Source organism: Pseudoalteromonas sp. CuT4-3 (assembly GCF_035666335.1).
Taxonomy (GTDB): domain Bacteria; phylum Pseudomonadota; class Gammaproteobacteria; order Enterobacterales; family Alteromonadaceae; genus Pseudoalteromonas; species Pseudoalteromonas atlantica.
On record NZ_CP142030.1, the window covers coordinates 1,491,235 to 1,513,145 of the forward strand.

General features: G+C 39.3%; 15 protein-coding genes. 13 read left to right on the forward strand and 2 right to left on the reverse strand.

Translation table 11 applies throughout. The features are described from left to right. Position 1 precedes the first annotated feature (1 nt). From VOI46_RS06795 to VOI46_RS06825, 7 genes are all read left to right on the forward strand, one after another. Positions 2 to 883 (forward strand): polysaccharide pyruvyl transferase family protein, encoded by an 882-nt coding sequence (locus tag VOI46_RS06795; protein ID WP_004587724.1) that lies wholly within the window; start codon positions 2 to 4, stop codon positions 881 to 883. A 380-nt stretch (positions 884 to 1,263) separates the two neighbouring features. Continuing rightward, complete coding sequence (locus tag VOI46_RS06800) at positions 1,264 to 2,667, forward strand: undecaprenyl-phosphate glucose phosphotransferase (protein ID WP_039972245.1); 1,404 nt, start codon at positions 1,264 to 1,266, stop codon at positions 2,665 to 2,667. Beyond that, positions 2,651 to 3,868 (forward strand): outer membrane beta-barrel protein, encoded by a 1,218-nt coding sequence (locus VOI46_RS06805; RefSeq protein WP_004587726.1) that lies wholly within the window; start codon positions 2,651 to 2,653, stop codon positions 3,866 to 3,868. Before VOI46_RS06800 ends, VOI46_RS06805 begins: the two co-directional genes overlap by 17 nt. Next, entirely contained in the window at positions 3,865 to 4,383 is a 519-nt protein-coding gene (locus VOI46_RS06810) for a polysaccharide biosynthesis/export family protein (protein ID WP_004587727.1), read from the forward strand. Before VOI46_RS06805 ends, VOI46_RS06810 begins: the two co-directional genes overlap by 4 nt. A 23-nt stretch (positions 4,384 to 4,406) precedes the next feature. After that, positions 4,407 to 6,620, forward strand: a complete 2,214-nt coding sequence (locus VOI46_RS06815; protein ID WP_004587728.1) for a polysaccharide biosynthesis tyrosine autokinase — start codon at positions 4,407 to 4,409, stop codon at positions 6,618 to 6,620. Positions 6,621 to 6,633: 13 nt separating this feature from the next. Continuing rightward, complete coding sequence (locus VOI46_RS06820) at positions 6,634 to 7,362, forward strand: CpsB/CapC family capsule biosynthesis tyrosine phosphatase (protein ID WP_004587729.1); 729 nt, start codon at positions 6,634 to 6,636, stop codon at positions 7,360 to 7,362. Beyond that, positions 7,355 to 8,050, forward strand: coding sequence for a VpsP family polysaccharide biosynthesis protein (locus tag VOI46_RS06825; RefSeq protein ID WP_004587730.1), 696 nt, complete (start codon positions 7,355 to 7,357; stop codon positions 8,048 to 8,050). Before VOI46_RS06820 ends, VOI46_RS06825 begins: the two co-directional genes overlap by 8 nt. Positions 8,051 to 8,151: 101 nt before the next feature. Here the strand turns inward: VOI46_RS06825 and VOI46_RS06830 are convergent, their stop codons facing one another. Beyond that, positions 8,152 to 9,240, reverse strand: a complete 1,089-nt coding sequence (locus tag VOI46_RS06830; protein WP_004587731.1) for an acyltransferase — start codon at positions 9,238 to 9,240, stop codon at positions 8,152 to 8,154. 472 nt (positions 9,241 to 9,712) lie between these two features. Further along, positions 9,713 to 11,164 carry a 16S rRNA (cytosine(1407)-C(5))-methyltransferase RsmF gene (rsmF, locus tag VOI46_RS06835; protein WP_004587732.1) on the reverse strand — a complete coding sequence of 484 codons (1,452 nt, stop codon included), beginning with the start codon at positions 11,162 to 11,164 and terminating at the stop codon, positions 9,713 to 9,715. Positions 11,165 to 11,428: 264 nt separating this feature from the next. Here rsmF and VOI46_RS06840 point away from each other — a divergent pair, with 264 nt between their 5' ends. From VOI46_RS06840 to VOI46_RS06865, 6 genes are all read left to right on the forward strand, one after another. Next, positions 11,429 to 12,115, forward strand: a complete 687-nt coding sequence (locus tag VOI46_RS06840) for a GntR family transcriptional regulator (protein WP_004587733.1) — start codon at positions 11,429 to 11,431, stop codon at positions 12,113 to 12,115. 255 nt (positions 12,116 to 12,370) lie between these two features. Then, positions 12,371 to 13,249, forward strand: coding sequence for a methylisocitrate lyase (gene prpB / locus VOI46_RS06845; RefSeq protein ID WP_004587734.1), 879 nt, complete (start codon positions 12,371 to 12,373; stop codon positions 13,247 to 13,249). A gap of 47 nt (positions 13,250 to 13,296) precedes the next feature. Next, a complete protein-coding gene (gene prpC / locus VOI46_RS06850; RefSeq protein ID WP_004587735.1) occupies positions 13,297 to 14,424 on the forward strand; it encodes a 2-methylcitrate synthase in 1,128 nt (375 codons plus the stop codon). Positions 14,425 to 14,540: 116 nt separating this feature from the next. After that, positions 14,541 to 17,150 carry a Fe/S-dependent 2-methylisocitrate dehydratase AcnD gene (gene acnD, locus VOI46_RS06855; protein WP_004587736.1) on the forward strand — a complete coding sequence of 870 codons (2,610 nt, stop codon included), beginning with the start codon at positions 14,541 to 14,543 and terminating at the stop codon, positions 17,148 to 17,150. Between the two features lie 12 nt (positions 17,151 to 17,162). Continuing rightward, complete coding sequence (prpF, locus tag VOI46_RS06860; RefSeq protein ID WP_004587737.1) at positions 17,163 to 18,329, forward strand: 2-methylaconitate cis-trans isomerase PrpF; 1,167 nt, start codon at positions 17,163 to 17,165, stop codon at positions 18,327 to 18,329. Between the two features lie 523 nt (positions 18,330 to 18,852). Continuing rightward, positions 18,853 to 21,876 (forward strand): hypothetical protein, encoded by a 3,024-nt coding sequence (locus tag VOI46_RS06865; RefSeq protein ID WP_004587738.1) that lies wholly within the window; start codon positions 18,853 to 18,855, stop codon positions 21,874 to 21,876. Positions 21,877 to 21,911 lie beyond the last annotated feature (35 nt).

Genomic DNA, 21,911 nt, shown 5'->3' on the forward strand with positions numbered 1-21,911 from the left:
AGTGAAATTAACCTATTTTTCAGGACACGTACCTAACTTCGGTGATGAGCTAAATAAATATATGTGGGACTCTTTAGTTTCTCCTGGTTTTTTTGATGAAGACGAGTCAAAGCTATTTTTAGGTGTTGGCTCTATTTTGTGGGATGACTACCCTAAGAAATCTAAAAAAATTGTAATGGGTTCTGGTTATGGTGGATATACGGCTAAGCCAGATATTCATGATGGGAGTTGGGATGTCGCTTTTGTAAGGGGACCCAGAACAGCATTAGAGCTTAATTTAGATCCTAACTTAGCTATAACAGATTCTGCGATATTGACTCATTTTATGGGCTTACCAAAATATGAGAAAACTCATAAAATTAGTTTTATGCCTCATTACGAAAGTATACCTAGGGGAAATTGGAAAAGTGTGTGTAAAAATGCAGGAATCAATTATATTGATCCAACTGCTCCTGATGTTATAAGCTCTTTAGCTGAGTTGAATAAGTCTGATATATTAATTACTGAGGCCATGCATGGGGCTATTTTAGCTGATACATTGAGGATACCATGGGTAGCATTAGAACCAATCGTGCCAATTCATAGAAATAAATGGTATGACTGGTCAGAGTCGTTAAACATCGAGCTTCAATTTAAGAAAATGCCAAGTTCATCAGTTAAAGATACCTGGTCACAAATCACGGGGAAAAAAGGAATAGGTAATAGAAGTCAGAAAATAGCAAGCGTATTGAGTTTTACTGAAAAATATTATATTGATTCGGCAAGTGAGAAACTATTAAACCTAGCTAAAAGTAGTGGTCAATTAAGTGACGACAAGATATTTAATTTAAAAGCAAATATGGCTTTGAGTAAACTTTCTGAGCATTGTAATCTAAAAGTTTGATTAGTGCTAAAATTTAAAAATAACCCCCGATTTGATTGATTTAAAGAATATAAAACCCACTAATCTAACCGGGGTTAATTAATGTTTGGTTTGATTGTAACTTAATTAATTACTTGTTAACTTAAATTCTTTGTTTTCATAATTGATTAATAAATTGTTTGTATAAATTTACAGGTGTTTATTTAAGTTGGTAAATGTTTGTAGGAGTTTGTGGGCGTTTATACAACTTACTAAACATGTAATAGGTTTGTTTGCTTTTTTTGAAATGAATAAACTTAAATACATTTTTATTTAGTTGAATGTTATGAGAGCTTAAGATAGTGTTAATTATGGTTTGAATATGTTATTTTGAATTAAAGATATCTATAAGGATTAATAGTATGACACCTTCACGGACATTTAAACCAACAGGCTCATCTGATGCTAACTTTTATCGATTATTCGATATATTTGCATTATTTATAGCTTTTCAATGCTCCGTTTTATTTTATGGATTAGATCTTACCCCTATATATATGGTTTCTGCTCTAACAGTAGCGTTAAGCTTTTTATACTGTGCGGAAATACTGTCTGCTTATAGATCGTGGCGTGCAGGAAAATTCAGAACTATGGTGCTTTGTGCTTGGGGGGCATTATTTATAGCATTTGCATTTTTACTATTAGTTTCTTTTATATTTAAATTTTCAGATTCGCTCTCCAGAATAGGCCTAGGCCTATGGTTTTTATTAAGTGTTTCGTTTATGTATAGCTGGCGTGTTGCTACTTATTTGTTTAAAAGAAACAGAAGAAAGTTAGGCATTAATTTACGTAACGTAGCCATAGTGGGGGCTACCGAGTCAGCTGTACATTTGTATAATGAGATTAACAAAAATGACGAATTAGGATTTAACTTTTTAGGTTTTTACGATGATCGAAAACCAGAGCGTTTATTCGAAAATTCAGATAAACATGAAGTGGCTGGTAAAATTCAAGATGCTGTAGATGCAGCTCGAAACGGATCTATAGGTGTTTTATATATTGCGCTGCCAATGAAAGCTGATAAACGCATCGCAGATATTTTATTACAGTTGGGTGATACAACTGTAGATGTACACATTATTCCTGATTTTTTAGTCTCGAACTTGATACATGCACGAATTGAACATGTCGGAGAACTTGATACATTAAGTGTGTTTGAGTCACCCTTTATAGGTGCCCGTGAATTTATAAAGCGCACTGAAGATATAATTGTTTCTGCTGCAATTTTACTACTTATATCTCCCTTACTCATTGCAATTGCCTTCGCTGTTAAAGTTACCTCCAAGGGCCCGATCATTTTCAAACAGGATAGATACGGTTTGGATGGACGCAAAATTAAAGTATGGAAGTTTCGCTCAATGTCTGTCACTGAAAACAGCGATGTGGTTACACAGGCTACAAAAAACGATGTGCGCATTACTCCCCTTGGTGGTTTTTTACGTCGTACAAGTTTAGATGAGTTGCCACAATTTATTAATGTTATTAAGGGTGATATGTCTATCGTTGGACCTCGCCCCCATGCGGTTGCACATAACGAAGAGTACAGAAAGAAAGTAGAGTTTTATATGTTACGTCATAAAGCTAAACCTGGAATAACTGGCTGGGCACAAATTAATGGCTGGCGAGGGGAAACAGACACGCTTACTAAAATGGAAAAACGAGTTGAGTTTGACCTACATTACATTAAACACTGGTCACTTTGGTTTGATGTAAAAATTATTTTCATGACAATTTTTAAAGGGTTTAGAAATGCAAACGCATATTAAAGCTTTTAGCTCTATAGCAGCCTTCTTAAGCATAGCTTTATCTAGTACTGCTTCTGCTAACTTAACGGCTGGCAGTGTAATGACTGATATTGGAGCTGAAATAACGCCAACCTTGCAGACTGGGGTCAGCAGTAATAGTAATTTTTTTAGTACGCCAAATAACGAAGAATCAAGATTGATTTGGACTATAGAGCCTAATTTAAAAGCAGTAATTGAAGATGGCCCGGATAGTTATAAACTCAACTTAGGTACAAGTAGCGCGCTTCATAACAAGGAGTCGCTCGATAATTATACTCAAGTAGATATTGATGCAGCCATACATAAAGAGTTCACAAGCCAGCATCGGTTAGATTTAACAGGGGATGCTAAATGGCTCTATGAGTCTAGAGGCTTAGGGTTAACCGAAGGCTTAGGTGATGCAGTTAATGAATTAGTCAAATATCAATTGCAAAATGTATCTGCACGCTACGAGTATGGGGCTCAAAGTTCAAAAGCATTAATCGCATTTGAGGGGGGGTATTTTCGGAAAAAATATCAAAACTTCAGAGAAATTTCGCGTTATCGTGATTACGATAAATCATTATTGGGTATCACTGGCTATTACAATACCCAAGCAGCTACGCGTATCTTTGTTGAATTCAAACAAGAGAACTATGATTATGATGTGTTAGCCAATAGTGGTTTTTCTAGAGATAGTACTGACCTTAAAGTTCTTGCTGGTATGCAGTGGAAAGCAACTGCAATTACTTCGGGAACATTTAAGTTAGGCTATCAAAATAAAGACTTTGAATCCAATGTCCGTGAAAACTTTAGTGGACTTAGTTGGGAAGCTGCAGTTACTTGGAAACCGTTGAGTTACTCTATAGTGAAAGTAAGAACCAGCCGAGCAGCAAAAGATCCGCTTGTTCAAGGGGATTACATAAAGGAAAGTGTATATGGCATTGACTGGACTCATAACTGGAGCTCTGACTTGAGCTCTATTGCAAAAGTTGATTACATTAATGAGCAATATACAGGGGATATTGGCCGTGAAGATAAAACTAAAAATGCTCGTTTAGGCTTAAATTATGTTGCTAACCAATTTGGCATGATTTCTACTTATGTAGATTTTATTGATAAGAGCTCTACTCAAAGTGCAATTGAGTATGACCGAGTAACGGTGGGTATTATTTTTACATTTGCGTTAAAGGCTAACAAATGAAATTTGGTTTTTTTCTTTTACTATTTCTATTTTGTAGTGTTAGCTTAGCTCAAAGTGAAAAAAGCTATGTGCTGGGTGCAGGTGACAAGGTTGAAATAAAAGTCTTTGGCCAACCTGACTTAGAAGTGACGGCGCTACTTGGTAATAGTGGTGAGGTTAATTATCCATTTTTAGGCAAAGTGACGCTTTCAGGGCTTAATATCTCAGAGGTTGAGCAAGTAATTGCAAATGGTTTGCGCCCGGACTATTTAGTAAACCCTAATGTTTATGTTCAAGTTGTACAGTATCGACCTTTTTACATACATGGTGAAGTTAAAAGCCCTGGTGCATACCCTTATCAACCAGCTATGACGGTTAATCAAGCTATTGCACTAGCTGGCGGCTTAACTGAACGAGCATCCACGGAAAAAATATTTATTTACAAAGAGCAAACTAAACAGCAGCAACAAAAGGGAAATTTAAACAGCAAAATTGCAGCAGGCGACACAATTAAAATAGAACAACGCTTGTTTTAGAGCAGTTTACAAGGCAGTAATGAATGAACGAAATAAATGAAAAACATAATACTGAAGATATTATTGATTTAGGCGCCTATTTAAAAGTAGTTATGCGTGCAAAATGGCGCATTATGAGTTTTGCTAGTGTGGTTACTTTACTTACGATCATGATCACTTTCACTTTAGTACCAAAATATATTGCAACAGCTACTCTACTTATTGAGGCTGAACAAGCTAAGGCAGTTAGCTTTGAAGAAATATATGGACTCGACTCTAATCAAAAAGAATACTACCTCACACAATTTGAAGTAATAAAGTCAGACAGTATCGCTCGCGAAGTTATCCGTAAGCTTGATTTAAAAAGCCATACAGACTTTATAGCTAAGCCTAGCGCTTTCAATCAATTAAAGGCACTAATAAAAAAAGAGTTAAAACCATATTTACCCATTAATAAAAAAGAGGCCGCTATATACTCGTCTGAAGAGCAAGCTGAACGAGAAATGCTAAGCTTATTAGGGGCTTTTAAATCTCGCTTGTCAGTATCTCCAATTCGAAATACACAGCTGGTACGTGTCAGCTTTGAATCGAGCGACCCTAAGTTAGCAGCGCTAGTTGCCAATACTGTTGGGCAAGTATATATAGATAGTCAAATGCGAGCTAAAATGGGCATCACACAGCAGGCCTCAAGTTGGTTAAACACTCGATTATCTCAATTACGTATTCAGCTAGATGACTCTGAAGTACGTTTACAGGCTTATCGAGAGCAGCAAGAGTTAGTTGATATTGAAGGTATAGCGGGGCTTGCGACACAAGAGCTAGAACAAATATCACAGCAATTAATTGTTGCTCGTAATGAAAAAAATAACTTACAAAGTATTAATCGAGTAATTAGTGAATATGGCAACAATAATTTAGAATTATTAGGAAGTATGCCAGAAATTACTTCGCATCAAGTTATACAAAATGTCAAAAGAGATGTTGTTATTGTTGAGAGAAAGCTAAGTGAATTAGGAGAAGTGTATGGGCCAAAGCACCCTAAAATAATCTCCGCAAAAGCAGAGCTAGCCACCGTTAAGAGTAACCTTAATAAGCAAATTAAAGGTCTTGTTACTGGTATCGAAAAAGAACTAAATCGTATAACGCGCACAGTAAGCGCGCTTGAGCGTGATTTGGTAAAAATACGCGCTGAATACCAAGACATCACTCGTAAAGAAACAAAATATAATCAATTAAAACGTGAGGTAGAAACTAATCGCAATATATTCAATACGTTTTTATCTCGTTCGAAAGAAACTGAAGTTACAAGTGATTTTAGTTCCGCTGCAGCTCGTTTTACAGATAAAGCATACGCACCGAACAGTCCTTCAAAGCCGAATAAAAAATTAATTATTATTTTATCTTTTGTTGCTAGCTTTTGCTTTGCTGCTGTAATGAGTTTTGTGTTTGATGCGTTAAATGATACTGTAAAAACAAAAACTGATGTAGAAGATATAATTGCTCAGCGCATGTTAGGCTTGTTACCACATGTTAAAACACCTAGGAAAAGTACTTTACCTATTCATGCCTATCTAGATGAAAAATATAGGCGTTTCGCTGAATCAGTTCGAACTTTCCGTACAAGTTTACTGTTAACTCAGCTTGATCGTGAACTGAAAGTAATTGCTATCACATCAAGCACTCCCGGTGAAGGTAAGACTACGACCTCAGCTAATTTAGCAATGTCATTAGCGCAGATGGGTAAAGTATTATTAATTGATGCTGATTTACGTAAACCAAGTATTGCAAAGCGCTTTGATATCCCTGTATTCCACCCCGGCTTGAGTAATTTAATCGTAGGGACAGAGCATTTTAGCGAGTGCGTACATGTAGATGGGCAGTCTGGTGTGGCTATTATGCCGAGCGGACAAATTCCAGCTAATCCGCTTGAGCTTTTATCTAGCCAACGTTTTAATGAAGTGCTTGAGGTATTAAAAACAAAATATGACCACATAATAATTGATACGCCACCAACGCAAGCGGTAAGTGATGCTTTAGTAATTGCTAAAAGTTCTGACTCAGTTATTTACGTTGTCAAATCTGATGTTACACGTATTAAACCCATTAAGGCTGGGGTTGAGCGTTTATTTGAAGCAAAAGCCCATGTTGCAGGAATAGTATTAAACCAGGTTGATATTAGTAAAAGAAAAGATGAGCACAGCCATGGTTATTACGATTATTACGATTATTCGCAAAAGCCAGCTCAATCAAGTTCTTAGTAGGTGATCGCGTATGTTTGATATTCATTCACATATTTTGCCTGGTCTAGATGACGGCGCTAAAGATTTACAGGAGTCTTTAGCTCTTTTGAAAGTGGCTCAAGATGACGGCATAACGCACATGGTGGCGACACCGCATATTCATATTGGGCGTTTTGATAATTCGGTTTCTCACCTTTATACTGATATTGCAAAATTAAAGGCAGGGGCTTTGGCTGCAGGTATCAAAATGCAGCTGGCAGTTGCTGCAGAGATTAGGCTTGATATTGAGATAATGGCATTGGTTTTATCAAATAAGCTACCGTTCATTGGCTCTCTTGGTTCTGATAATTATATATTATTGGAACTACCTCACTCACATGTACCGCAAGGTTATGATAAGTTTATTAATTGGCTTGCAAAGCAAGGTATTAAAGTCATTATTCCTCACCCAGAGCGCAATAGAGAGATTCAAGCAAACCCATTTTATATTGAGCGATTAAATCAATTAGGATGCGACTTTCAATTAACCGCTTCAAGTTTAGAGGGGGCCTGGGGCGAAAGTGCAAAAGCGATTAGTATTAATATGCTCGAAAATAACTTAGTACGTTATATAGCATCCGATGCACACTCAATCAAAAGACGTCCACCCTTATTAAGCAATGCAAAAAAAATAGTGAAACACTTATTGAGTGAGGAGAAAGCGGAAGATTTATTCGTAAATAATCCAAAACACTTAACGAGCACGTTGTTTAATGGCTAAGACCAAGCAGTTAGTTAATATTTTTCTCCTTGGTATTATAATACTTGTTATTAGCATTGAGAGCGTAAATAGCATGCGTGCTAATGTGTGGTATTTTAAGGCTGTCAATACTCTAAAGCAGTCTAAAGCATTAATGACTCCTGCAGAGCTAAAGTTTGCTGATGATGCCATTAACTTAGCTTTAAAGCTTGAGCCTACTCAGGCACATTATTGGCACCTCAGCGCTTATGTAAAAATGCTTGGATTGACTTTAAAGGATATGAAAAGTGAGGATATGTCATATTCTTTCAATGATATTGAACACGCGTTTTTAACTTCACTTCAAAATAGACAAGCTTGGTCTGAAACGTGGATTGAACTTGCAAAAGTAGTCAGTAGTCAAGAAGGGCTTTCTCAGCGAGTATTAAGGTATATAGATCAAGCTAAAAAAACGGGCCCTTATAAGTTTGAAGTAAGATCAGGCATCATTCAAATAGCATTAATTAATTGGCCTCAACTTCCTCCTAATTTCAAAGCTCAATATATGAATGAGCTAAATTTAGCTGCGCAATATGATGAGAAGCTCGATAAAGTTTTTGATATTGCGAACCAAATTAATAAAGTAACATTATTGTGCATGTCACTACAGTTTGGAAGTGAATTGAAATCTGTGAGAAAAAGTTCCACATTTGAAATGTATTGTAAATGAGTACTAATAATTTCAAGATAAGTTTTTCAATTTTAACAATAGTTATTAATTTCTAAAATCATATAGAACTGTGTCTAAGATATTATTTTGCATTATAAAAATTACTTTTTATTTAAAGCTAGGCCTTTTTTTTCTATGGTATTGTAAGTTATTTTTGAAATATAAATAATTACAGTCAATGTAAGTAAAATAAATACATTGTTAATTACCGCCCCTCCAAAATCTAAGTACCGTTGTGAGCTTATAGTTGGCGCTACATTTATCCCTGTTATTTTTTGAATAATAATACCTATCGAAGTCAAAATGAATAATATTGCCGCATGGGTCATATATATTGAGTAAGATAGCTTGCCTATAGTTTGAAAAACATTAAGTTTTAAAAATTTTGATACTAAGCCTGCTTCATATGCAAAAAATAATACAGTTAATAAGAATAGTATTGGAGCAATTATGGGTTTATATTTAAAGTTAACAATCACAACTTGGACTATCAGAAATAAGAGAAATAGTTCTATTACTGTAGCTAATGCAGGGCGGAATTTAAAATATGAATGTTTTTTAAAAAGTAAATAAATTACAGTGCCACCAAAAAAGCAAGATAACCCTTTTAAAACACTCCCTACTAATATATCCGATTTAAAATATATAAGGCTGAAAGCGATAGCTGATATACAGAACCAAACAATGGACTTACTGGTTTTAAAAAAGGCTATAGTAAAAAAGAGCAAAACATAACTATAGAATTCAATACTTATACTCCATGATGGGTAGTTAAAGCTTAGAGGGTCACTAAAAGGAGTCCAAGAGTGTATCAATAGTAGGTTAGGGAGAATTTGTTCAACTGATGTGTCATTTGTAAAAGGTAAATTATTAAATGAAATTCCTCCTAATTTATAGGCAAATAACTTCCCAAGCTCTAAAAGGATAAATATAGCTAACATAAATATATGTAATGGATATATGCGGAAAAAACGGGCTTTAATGAATGCGTTAAAATTTAGATCTTTCTTTTCGCCGTAGCCATGTGCCAAAACAAAGCCACTTAAAACAAAAAAGAATTCTACAAATATTGCACTTCCTCTAAAAAAATCCAATTCAGTTATTGAGTTAACAAAGTGCATGTGAAAAATCACGACTGAGATTGCACAAATGCCCCTAAATGAATCAAGTGCTTCAAATCTTTTTTTCAAAACTTAGTCCTTTAAAGTGATCCCGCCTACGGAATAAAAGCCCTATTTGGAGTAACTATATAACTAATTTTAAAAAGCTTATATAAAACTTATCTCTAAGCATATTGAAAACATTTTAAAATTATAAGTCAATACTTAACAATGATTAATTAAGGTCGGGTTAACTTCTTAAAGGGGGTGGTTAGGTTGAATTAATCAAGAGGGCTTATGATTAATATTAAACTAAGTCAAATTAATATAAACCACTCTTGAGAAAACGCCCAGAGCCACTATCAGCTCTGGGCTACAAATGGCTCTTAGTTGAGCCTTGCGCTAACTAAATACACTTTCGAAATTCTTAGGGAGAAGAAGAAAGTACCTCTAAGTGTAGTTAACTAATTTTCAAAACTCTAAATTTTGTTTTTTTATTAACCATAAATGATAACAAAGACTTAATAATATTGTGCACAGGTTACCCTTTGTGTTGAGTGTTTTATGCCCAGCTTATTAACTGAGTATTTTGCACAAGATCGCGTGGCAAAGAGTTTTTGATCTTATTCTTTTGCCATTTACCTAGTCCTATCGGGCAGCCACATAAGGTTAGTACTACTTCGCCGCTGGCTTTTGTAACGTCTTCTAGGCGTATATCTTTACCATTAAAGTAGTCGTTTGCTTGCTCGTTTGTTAAAGCATACGTATTGCTTTTGCATTCATTACCAAACACGGTAGCAAACTCGTGAGTTAGCCTTACTCCGTTTTTATGAATAATACCTAGTTGAATACCTAAACGCGCGTATTTTATTTTGTTTTGAACGGCTTCAAACCCGTCAGGGAATAACCACAGCTCTTTATCGCGCTGCATTAACTTACCTGGCAGCGCTTTTAAGCCAAACTGTTTTTTAAGCTCGCTCATAAAAGAAGTGGTTCGTTTTTTATCAAACTCGTTAAACGGAAACGCACCTTTTTTAACGCTTTGGGTTGGGTTATTGCAGCTTGCGAGTTTTTTAAACTTAGCGATAAAAAAACCTTCGCTGTCGAATGTTTGCGGCCACACATGTAAATAGCCCTCGGCGGTTGTGGCTTTTTCTGCCCCTTCAAATAAATCACTTAGCGATTGCGGCTCAATATAGTCGCCAAATTCATTCAGTAGGTAGTTGCATACTTGTTGGTTTTCGAGCGGGGTAAGCGTACAGGTTGAATACACCAGTGTACCGCCTGGTTTTAATGCGTAAAAAGCGCTTTTAATTAAATCTTTTTGAACTTGAGCAATTTCTATATTTGATTCTATTGACCAGTTTTTAAGTGCATCGGCGTCTTTACGTACGGTACCTTCGCCAGAGCAGGGTGCATCAAGCAAAATGCTATCAAAGCATTCAAACATATAGTTACCAAATATGACGCCATCAAAGTGCGAAAGCGCACAGTTACCAACGCCCATACGTTTAAGCGTAGCGCTAAGGACCTTTAAGCGTGATGACGAAAGCTCGTTGGCAACAAGTACGCCTTGGTTATACATTATTGCGGCAAGTTGCGAAGTTTTAGAGCCAGGCGCTGATGCCATATCAAGTACATAACTATCTTGTAAATCTGAGTTTTCAATACTTTGTTTTAGTGCCATAGGCGGCAGCATTGAGCTTGCCTCTTGCACGTACATGGCGCCGCTTAAATGTAAGTCGGTATTGCCTAATGCTAAGTTTTGTTCTTCATCGCTTGGGCGTTCTAGCCAAAAACCCTCATTACACCAAGGTATGGGTGTAAGTTGCCAGTTTTTTTTCTCTGCACGGTGTTTAAATTCGGCAACGCTAATTTTTAATGTATTTACACGAATAGATTTTCTGAGAGGGCGACGGCACGCGTTTATAAAGTCGTCTAAATTGAGGTGCGCAGGTAAATAGGTTTTTACGTCGTCAATAAAATGCTCAGGAATAAAAGTGTTGGCGTTCACGCGTTGGCTCGTACATTAAAAATAAAGCGCGATATTAGCACTTTTAACGCACTATTTCAGTGTTAAATAGCGGCTTTATAATTTATTGGTGTGTCGACACATTGTATTTTTAGTTTAATTTTAAAGCAATTTTATACGACTTTAGATTAACAGTGTCGACAATAAGCGTGTTTTTTACTCATTTTTACCTTAGGTGGGGTTGACATGTTTTTTTATTAAGCACATAGTTAACCCATCAATTGTCGACAATTTATTTATAAAGCCATGACGCAACCTTTTTTAAACGATACACCTATTACTACAGCATCTGATCAAGTGTTTGTTGATATGCGCCGTGAAATAGTAGAAGGCAGCATACAGCAGGGTAGCAAAATATCGGAGCCTGAGCTTGCAAAGCGCTACGGTGTAAGCCGTGCGACGCTTAGAGAAGCGCTTAATCGCTTAGAAAGCTGTTACTTAGTGGAGCGTAAAGCCAATGTAGGTTGCCGAGTAGTGGCGCTAACCGCAGAGCGTTTAATTGAAGTATACCAAGTACGCAGCTCGCTTGAAGGCTTAGCATGTAGGCTAGCTGCCGACAATATGGCAGCTGACGAAGTTAAAGGCTTAAAGCAATTACTTAACCAACATTTGAAAACACAGCGCGTTAAAGAGGGCGAGTCGTACTATCAAGAAGCGGGCGATTTAGACTTTCATTATCGCATTATTAAAGGCAGCAAAAACGCCCATTTAATCCATTTGTTATGTAACGAGCTTTACCAATTAATACGTATGTACCGAGTACAAATGGGCATGGTAGGGCCGCGCGTATCAAAAGCGTTTGACGAGCACTTAGCCATTATTAACGCGATAGAAAACCACGATGGTGAACTTGCTGAAATGCTGATGAAACGACATATCAGTGCATCGCAAGCAAATATTCAAACCAAATTTGATGTATACCAATCAATATGAGTATTCGAACAATTTAACTGATTAAATCGCTCTATAACGTTGTTAAGAATTTTTTATTTAGAACCACTAAACATAAAAATTATTGCCTAGTTACAGAACGATTTTCTTAGCGTTAAATAGACCTCATACACATACAGATTGGTATTTGTCATAAACAAAAACTTTATAAAAGCTAATAACAGTTAAACAGTCACAATGTCAGATTAAAAATATAAGTTACTCCATGTAGCAACCGTTCAAAGTGAGGAGAAAATAATGTCAGCAGGATTAAAATTTAAACAGGCCATTGCGAATAACCGCCCATTGCAGGTAGTGGGTACTATTAATGCCTACACAGCCATGATGGCTGAAAAAATGGGCCATCAAGCTATTTATCTCTCAGGTGCAGGTGTTGCGAACGCCTCTTTTGGTATGCCCGATTTAGGCATGACCAGCCTTGATAATGTACTTGAAGATATTCGCCGTATTACCGGTGCCAGCGATTTGCCACTATTGGTAGATGCCGATACAGGCTGGGGCGGGGCGTTTAATATTGCGCGTACCGTTAAAGAAATGACCAAAGCAGGCGCAGCGGGTTTTCATATTGAAGACCAAGTAGCGCAAAAGCGTTGCGGTCATCGCCCTAATAAAGAAATTGTAAGCCAAGGTGAAATGGTTGACCGTATTAAAGCCGCAGTTGATGCAAAAACCGATAGTGATTTTTACATTATGGCGCGTACCGATGCGTTTCAAAAAGAAGGTTTAAGCGCCGCGATTGACCGTGCAGCTGCGTGTGTTGAAGCGGGCGCTGATGCTATTTTTGCAGAAGCCGTGCACGACCTTGCCGATTACCAAGCCTTTGCAAAGGCGATTAATGTACCAATTTTAGCTAATATTACAGAGTTTGGCCAAACGCCTATTTACACCAAAGAGCAGTTAAGTGAGGTAGGTGTTGAAATGGTGCTTTATCCACTTAGTGCGTTTAGAGCTATGAATAAAGCCGCGCTTAATGTGTACTCTGCCATTTTAAATGAAGGCTCGCAGCAAAGCGAAATTGAGAACATGCAAACACGCGCTGAGCTTTACGAATTTTTAGATTACCACACATACGAAAACACACTCGATAACCTTTTTTCATCAAAATCTGACAAATAATAACTATTAAAATAGATAACACACACAAATTTAGATAGGAGAAGATCATGGTAGATAAAGCATTAGGCGGAGCAGGTTTACGCGGGCAAGTAGCAGGGCAAACAGCATTATGTACAGTAGGGCAAACAGGCTCAGGTTTAACGTATTGTGGGTACGATATTAGCGAACTTGCCGAAAAAGCGCAGTTTGAGGAAGTGTCTTTTTTACTTTCTCGCGGCGAGTTACCAACAGCCAATGAACTAGCCGAGTATAAAGCTAAATTAAAAAGCTTACGCGGCCTGCCAGATGCACTAAAAACCGTGCTTGAAAATATTCCTAAAGACGCGCATCCAATGGATGTTATGCGTACCGGTTGCTCAATGCTGGGTAACCTAGAAATGGAGCTTGATTTTAGCCAAGCAAACGATGCGATTGACCGTATGGTTGCAGTGTTTCCAAGTATTATTTGTTATTGGTACCGCTTTACTCACGATGGCGTACGCATTGAAACACAAACTGATGACGACTCAGTGGGCGCGCACTTTTTAACTCTATTACACGATAAAGCACCGAGTGAGCTTTTTGCGCAAGTAATGAATGTGTCGCTAATTTTATACGCAGAGCATGAATTTAATGCCTCTACATTTACTGGGCGCGTATGTGCATCAACGCTTTCTGATATTCATTCTTGTGTAACGGGCGCTATTGGCACGTTACGTGGGCCACTGCATGGTGGTGCAAACGAAGCCGCTATGGATATGATTCAGGGTTTTACAAGTGCAGATCACGCTGAGCAAGAAATTATGGGTATGCTAGAGCGTAAAGATAAAATAATGGGCTTTGGACACGCTATTTACCGTGAGTCAGACCCACGTAACGTTATTATCAAAAAGTTCTCTGAAAAACTAGCTAAAGAGGTGGGCGATGATGTGCTTTACCCTGTGTCGGTTAGGTGTGAAGAGGTTATGTGGCGCGAGAAAAAACTGTTTTGTAATGCTGATTTTTTCCATGCATCGGCGTACCACTTTATGAGTATTCCAACTAAGTTATTTACGCCAATATTTGTGATGAGCCGTGTTACCGGCTGGACGGCACATGTTAAAGAGCAGCGCGCTAATAACCGTATTATTCGCCCAAGTGCAGATTACACAGGGCCAGAGGCACGTAGCTACACGCCAATTGAATCAAGAGGCTAATTAGTTACACATAATACCAATCCGTAATAATACTTAATTATGCGGATTGGTATAGGGTGAGCAACACGCTCACCTTTTGCCTTTTATCTCCCGTCACCTATTAGCGAACAGATATTATGACCATAATTAATAACACCCAATACCGAAAACCATTGCCCGGCTCAAATGTAGACTACTACGATACGCAAGAAGCCGTTGATGCAATAAAGCCTGGTGCTTATGCCACATTGCCTTACACATCGCGTGTACTTGCCGAAAACTTAGTGCGCCGCTGTGAGCCAGATATGTTAATCGATGCGCTTAATCAGCTTATTGAGCGTAAGCAAGATTTAGACTTTCCGTGGTATCCGGCGCGCGTAGTGTGCCACGATATTTTAGGCCAAACTGCTTTAGTTGATTTAGCTGGCCTGCGCGACGCCATTGCCGCAAAAGGTGGTGATCCAGCAAAAGTAAACCCGGTTGTGCCTACCCAGCTAATTGTTGATCACTCATTAGCGGTAGAGCACGCAGGCTTTGACCCTGAAGCGTTTGAAAAAAACCGTGCAATAGAAGATAGACGCAACGACGACCGTTTTCATTTTATAAACTGGACTAAAACCGCCTTTAAAAATATTGATGTTATTCCGCCTGGTAACGGCATTATGCATCAAATTAACCTTGAAAAAATGTCGCCTGTTATTCAAAACCGCGATGGCATTGCATTCCCCGATACCTTAGTTGGTACCGACAGCCACACCCCGCATGTGGATGCACTTGGTGTAATTGCTGTAGGTGTTGGTGGGCTTGAAGCCGAAAGCGTAATGCTTGGCCGTGCCTCGTACATGCGCCTGCCTGATATAGTAGGAGTTGAGCTTACAGGTACTCGTCAGCCTGGCATTACCGCAACCGACATAGTGCTGGCCATTACCGAATTTTTACGCGCTCAGCGTGTGGTTTCAACCTATTTAGAATTTTACGGCGAAGGCGCTGATGCACTAACCCTTGGCGACAGAGCAACGATTTCAAACATGACACCAGAATTTGGTGCAACTGCAGCCATGTTTTATATAGACGATAAAACAATCGATTATTTGCGTTTAACAGGGCGTGATGAAGAGCAAATAGCGCTTGTAGAAAACTATGCTAAAACGGCAGGCCTTTGGAGCGATAGTTTAAAAACCGCAAAATATGAGCGAGTGCTTAAATTTGATTTATCGAGTGTTGGACGCAATATTGCTGGGCCTTCAAACCCACATCGTCGTGTATCCACCAGCGATTTAGCAAAAGAAGGCATATCTGGCGTTGTTGAAAGCGAGGAAGGCTTAATGCCAGATGGCGCCTGTATTATTGCTGCTATTACCAGTTGTACTAACACCAGTAATCCGCGCAACGTAATTGCTGCCGGCCTACTTGCGCGTAATGCAAATGCAAAAGGGTTAATGCGTAAACCGTGGGTTAAAACGTCATTAGCACCGGGTTCAAAAGCGGTGCAATCATACCTAGAAGAAGCAAAATTACTTCCTGAACTTGAAAAACTTGGCTTTGGTATTGTGGGCTTTGCCTGTACTACCTGTAACGGCATGAGTGGCGCGCTTGACCCTGTAATTCAACAAGAAGTGATAGATCGCGACTTATACGCAACAGCGGTACTCTCGGGCAACCGTAACTTTGATGGGCGTATACATCCGTATGCTAAGCAAGCGTTTTTAGCGTCACCGCCATTAGTGGTGGCTTACGCTATTGCCGGTACTATTCGTTTTGATATTGAAAAAGGTGTACTAGGGAAAGATCAAAATGGTAACGACATAACGCTAAAAGATTTATGGCCAAGCGATGAAGAAATAGATGAAGTAATAAAACAAAGTGTAAAGCCAGAGCAATTTAAAAAAGTGTACGAACCTATGTTTGATTTAACCGTAGATTACGGTGAAGACAACGACCCGCTATACAACTGGCGCGAGCAAAGTACCTATATTCGCCGCCCGCCATACTGGGAAGGTGCCCTTGCAGGTGAGCGAACCATGACCGGCATGCGCGCACTTGCTGTACTTGGCGATAACATTACAACGGATCATTTATCGCCATCAAACGCAATTATGGCAAGCAGTGCTGCAGGTGAATACTTAACTAAAATGAATGTTCCTGAAGAGGATTTTAACTCGTACGCAACGCACCGAGGCGATCACTTAACAGCGCAGCGCGCTACATTTGCAAACCCTAAATTGTTAAACGAAATGGTGCGTGATGAAAACGGCGAAGTTAAACAAGGTTCATACGCACGATTAGAGCCACAAGGTACTAACACACGTATGTGGGAAGCAATCGAAGCTTATATGCAGCGTAAACAACCACTCATTATTGTAGCCGGCGCCGATTATGGTCAAGGCTCATCGCGTGATTGGGCTGCAAAAGGGGTAAGGCTTGCAGGCGTTGAGGTTATAGCTGCAGAGGGCTTTGAGCGTATTCACCGTACTAACTTAATTGGTATGGGTGTTTTACCGCTTGAATTTAAACCGGGCACTACCCGTAAAACGCTTAACATTGATGGCAGCGAAAGCTTTGATGTAAAAGGCGAGCCAACACCAGGTGCAACGCTTGATTTAGTGATTACACGTAAAAACGGTGAGGTACTAACAGTACCTATGAAATGCAGATTGGATACCCAAGAAGAACTTTCTATTTATGCCGCTGGTGGTGTATTACAGCGCTTTGCGCAAGACTTTTTAGAAGCTACGCAATCAGCATAAGGGGCGTGCATTATGTTTAAACCACAAATTAAAGTGCCAGCAACTTATATGCGCGGCGGCACCAGTAAAGGTGTATTTTTTAAGTTAACCGACTTACCCAAACCTGCCCAAGTGGCAGGTGAGGCGCGCGACAATTTACTGTTACGCATAATTGGTAGCCCTGACCCATATGGCAAACAAACCGATGGTATGGGCGGTGCAACTTCAAGTACTAGTAAAACGGTTATTTTAAATAAAAGCGAGCAACCTAACCACGATGTGGATTATTTATTTGGTCAAGTGGCAATAGATAAACCTTTTATAGACTGGAGCGGCAATTGCGGTAATTTAACCAGCGCAGTAGGTGCGTTTGCTATAACGAACGGCTTAGTTGATAAAAGCACGGTACCCGATAACGGTGTAGCCGTGGTGCGTGTATGGCAGGCTAATATTAAAAAAAGCATTTTAGTTCATGTGCCTATCACCAATGGCGAAGTGCAAGAAACTGGCGATTTTGAACTTGATGGCGTGACCTTTGCTGCTGCCGAGGTAAAGCTAGAGTTTTTAAGCCCCGCCGATGGTGAAGGGGCGTTATTCCCGACAGGCAATGTAGTAGATGACTTAGAAGTACCAGGTGTTGGTACTTTAAAAGCCACCATGATAAACGCGGGTATTCCTACTGTATTTATTAATGCCGAGGATATTGGCTATAGTGGCACTGAGCTGCAAAGCGATATTAATAACGATACTGACGCACTTAAAAAACTTGAAACTATTCGTGCCTATGGCGCAGTCAAAATGGGGTTAATAGCTAATATTAATGAAGCGCAAACACGCCAACACACACCAAAAGTAGCCTTTGTGGCAGCGCCATTAGATTATAACGCGTCAAGTGGTAAGTTTATTGAAGCTACAACAATTGATTTATTAGTACGTGCTATGTCTATGGGCAAGCTTCATCACGCTATGATGGGCACAGCCGCAGTCGCTATTGGCGCAGCCGCCGCTATTGACGGTACGCTTGTTAATGTGGCCGCAGGTGGCGGGACATTAAACGAAGTTAACTTTGGCCACCCCTCTGGCACGCTAAAAGTAGGCGCAGAAGCTAAAAAAATAGCTGGAGATTGGCAAGTAACAAAAGCAAGTATGAGCCGCAGTGCTCGTGTGCTTATGGAGGGCGTAGTTAGGGCTTTGCAGTAAGCTGATTTTAACGTTTTATATTGAGTCATTAACGCTACCCCTAGTCGTTATTGACTCTTAAAATGTTTAGTTTTAAAACTAAACAACGTAAACATTGTGTTTAAGAATTCCCCTTCCAAAAAACCTACAAAACCAATTCTTTTTCATTATATCAGCACTTAGATGGTTTTTTTTTAACGTATCTGACGCATTTACTTGAAGAATATTATTAACAAACTAAATTAAATGTAATATTCACTTAATATAGTGGATATATGGTACGCCAGAGCGATGCTTCTTAATGGCTTTAACATATGTTATTGAAAAATAGTAAAGCCTATGAAGAAGCGTCGTTTAAATTTAGGTAAAAAATTGTACTTAAAAAGTATAAAAATGTAGCAAAAACTCATTACTTAATGTTACTTTAATCAATAAGTAACAAAGGTTGTTATTGTGTGTCTGTTTATGTTTTTTTGTAAACTTTCACACGTATATTTTATAAAATATTTTCTGATACTCATTGCAGGCTATCAAGGAGAAATAAATGGCACAGCGTATGAATAAAATTACCCCAATTGCAGCATCTGTTGCACTTACCCTAGGTTTAGCGGGTTGTGGTTCAGACAACGACAGAAACACTTACGTTCCTCCAGTTGAATCTGTTACTTCATCTGATGACGCTCAATTTAACGTAGAAATAACAGGTAAAGCTGTTAAAGGTGCAATGAAAGGTGCCGTTGTTAGCGTGATGACACTTGATGAAACAGGGCAAAGTGTTCCAGTTGCATTTAGATTAGAAGCATCAGCAGAAGCTGAAACGTTTACTGGCGAAGCAACTTCTCAAGATGCGGCAGATGCAGCAGTAGAAGCTAGCAAAATAGCAGGTAACCCAGATGCGCTAGTAACCGGCGATAATGGTAGCTACAGCATTTACCTTGAAGATGACTTTTCAGGCCCTGTATATATTACAGTGACTACTGCTGAAGAAGGCGATGATAGCTTCTTGCGTTGTGATGCTTACGTTGGTTGTGGAACTTACGATGAAGCGCCAGAAGCAGATGACGTAAACGATGGCGATACTAACATTGAGTTTGGTGAATGGTACAAAGCCGACTTAGAGCTTTCTGTTGTTAAATATGTAGCTGCAGCAGAAGCCGACTCATCTGAAGCGAGCGGCGCGGCAGGCGATGCAAACGTAGCACGTTCGTTTAAAGCGAATGTAACATTTTTAACTACGCTGGTTGCTCAAGCCCTACTTGAAGCCGAAGGTGAAGTTGACGCTGATGCTATTGCATCAACAAGCTTAAATACAGTGATTCAAGTTTTAGGGCCTGATGCAGCTGTATTATTATCAGCACTTATTGGTGACTTATCAAACGGTGGCGCAGTAGATTTAAGTGATGTAGACGGTGAAGAAAGTCTTTCGCAAGGCGTGTTGATGATTGCGCAGCTGTCGTCTTCGGTTCAAGGTTTACCATCGATTTCTGATACTATAGCGAGCATTAAAGCTGGTATTGCAGCAGGTACTTTAAGTACAACTGATATTGCAGCAACCTTACAAACAGCCGTTTCTAGTACTGCAAGCGTGTTTGTAGCTATTGCAACGGGTGATGAAGATGCTATTAAAGCGGCATTAGAAGCAGCCTACTTAGCAAATAACCCTAATGCATCAGCTGCTGAGATTAATGCATTTGCAGAAAACTCTGCTGGTATTGCTGCTAAAGCAAAAGAGGCAAAAGACAACGCAGTTAAAAATGGCGCAGCAACCGATGCAGAGCTGGCAGAACTTGCAGGTACTGTGCAAGAAGCTCTAGAAGAGCTGGGTTGCACTGGCGATGAGTGTGTTGCAGGCGATGACTTTTTTGCAGATTTAGCAGTTGCGTTATCAGCGCAAATTGATGCATCTTCTACTGAACTTTCTGCTCTTCAAACATCTATAGATACTGCTGAAGAAATGCTTGCTGATGTTGAAGAAATGGGTGATGCCGTAACTGACGCAGCTACTGCAATTGAATTTGTTGCGGCTGTAGCTGCACTTGAAAATGAAGCTGAAGCAGCGGATTTATCAACGGCAACAAACAAGGTTTATGTGCAAGCACAAGGCTATGTTAGCACTGCGTCTTTACTTGTAGCTCAAAGCTCTGACTACCAAGGCATACTAGATACTGCAATTGATTTACAAGACGCTGCTTTAGAAGAAGTAGAAAACGTAAGCACATACGATTTAGCACTTGCGCAGTTAGTACTTGATGCAGAAGCCGCTATTACTGAGTATGAGATTGAAGTAGAAGCCGCTAAAGAAATTGCTTTGAATACTGCAGATGTTGCAGATGAAAAGAAAGCCGCTGCAGATACAGCTGAAGCCGCTTCAACAAGTGCACTTGCTGATGCGCAAGCTGCTGTTGACTCTGGTGACGATGCACAAGCAACTGTTGAATTAGTTGATGCTGCGGTAACTGCGGCGTCAGATTTTTCTGCTGCTGTAGATGCACTAGAGCTTGCGATTGAACAAGCACTAGAAGCAGCAACTGAATATGAAGCTGTAGCAGTAACTGAAGCTGATATGGCTGAAGCTGCAGATTTAGTTGAAAGTGCAGAAATGATGGCAGAAGCTGCTGAAACTCAGGCTGAACTTGCAAACGAGCAACTTGTAACTGCGCTTAGCCTTCAAGCAGAAGCAGAGCTGGCGGTTGCTACGGCATCTGTTAAAGAAACATCAGAATCTCTTTCTACGATGACAGTATTAACAAGTACCGGTGGTGATGCACTTTACGACACAGCTGAAGTGTTATTTGATGTATTTGAAGAGCTTGCCGATATGGGTAACTCGGGTGAAGGTACTTCAACAACGCATCCTGAGTGGGCGTACGACTACAGCTTAGACGATTTAACGCTAATGCTTACTAATGCGACGACCGGTAGCGAAATTACAGCGTCTGCAGCGTATCAAGATAACCAATTGGTTGTTGCTTGGGGCGGTATGCTAACTACTGAAAGTGATGCAACTGTTGAGCTTGTTACAGGTGATGTAGCTTCAGATGCACTTGAAGAGTGTCAAGCATTTGCTGATGGTACAATTACTGACTCTACGCAAATTGATTCGTGTTTAGTATTTACGTTTGACGGTGATGTGAGTGCAGATACCGTTGATGACGCTGAGCTTACGATGACGCAAGCGTGGAACCGTGTTGAAATTATGGACGGTGACTCAGACTTTATGGGTACACTTAACTTAAGCGGCATGGAAGAGACAGACATGGCTATGCTAGAACTAGCAGGTATGTCTGGCGACTTAGACTTTAGCGTTATGTCTGAAGTGGATAGCAGTGGTGATGAAGACATGACCATGCTTGAAATTAAAGTAAATGGCGACGCTGCAATGGGTTACACGCTGTCTATGTCGGGTACTGAATCAGCTGGTTACATGGGCGATGTTAAAGCTATGTACGATGGCATGATGATGACCTTTGGTACAGCAACTAAGGTAACAAACGGTGTTTCAATTACTTACATTGATGATGAAGTAATTGAGTACACAGATGTGACTTTAATTGACTCATCTAACTAATACTTAAACTATAAAAGGGAAAAGCTGTGTGCTTT

What these genes read in the sequence shown, in the direction of transcription:
- VOI46_RS06800 (WP_039972245.1), top strand. Translation starts at nt 1,264, where the DNA reads ATGACACCTTCACGGACATTTAAACCAACAGGCTCATCTGATGCTAAC.
- VOI46_RS06805 (WP_004587726.1), top strand. Translation starts at nt 2,651, where the DNA reads ATGCAAACGCATATTAAAGCTTTTAGCTCTATAGCAGCCTTCTTAAGC.
- VOI46_RS06810 (WP_004587727.1), top strand. Translation starts at nt 3,865, where the DNA reads ATGAAATTTGGTTTTTTTCTTTTACTATTTCTATTTTGTAGTGTTAGC.
- VOI46_RS06815 (WP_004587728.1), top strand. Translation starts at nt 4,407, where the DNA reads ATGAACGAAATAAATGAAAAACATAATACTGAAGATATTATTGATTTA.
- VOI46_RS06820 (WP_004587729.1), top strand. Translation starts at nt 6,634, where the DNA reads ATGTTTGATATTCATTCACATATTTTGCCTGGTCTAGATGACGGCGCT.
- VOI46_RS06825 (WP_004587730.1), top strand. Translation starts at nt 7,355, where the DNA reads ATGGCTAAGACCAAGCAGTTAGTTAATATTTTTCTCCTTGGTATTATA.
- VOI46_RS06840 (WP_004587733.1), top strand. Translation starts at nt 11,429, where the DNA reads ATGACGCAACCTTTTTTAAACGATACACCTATTACTACAGCATCTGAT.
- prpB (WP_004587734.1), top strand. Translation starts at nt 12,371, where the DNA reads ATGTCAGCAGGATTAAAATTTAAACAGGCCATTGCGAATAACCGCCCA.
- prpC (WP_004587735.1), top strand. Translation starts at nt 13,297, where the DNA reads ATGGTAGATAAAGCATTAGGCGGAGCAGGTTTACGCGGGCAAGTAGCA.
- acnD (WP_004587736.1), top strand. Translation starts at nt 14,541, where the DNA reads ATGACCATAATTAATAACACCCAATACCGAAAACCATTGCCCGGCTCA.
- prpF (WP_004587737.1), top strand. Translation starts at nt 17,163, where the DNA reads ATGTTTAAACCACAAATTAAAGTGCCAGCAACTTATATGCGCGGCGGC.
- VOI46_RS06865 (WP_004587738.1), top strand. Translation starts at nt 18,853, where the DNA reads ATGGCACAGCGTATGAATAAAATTACCCCAATTGCAGCATCTGTTGCA.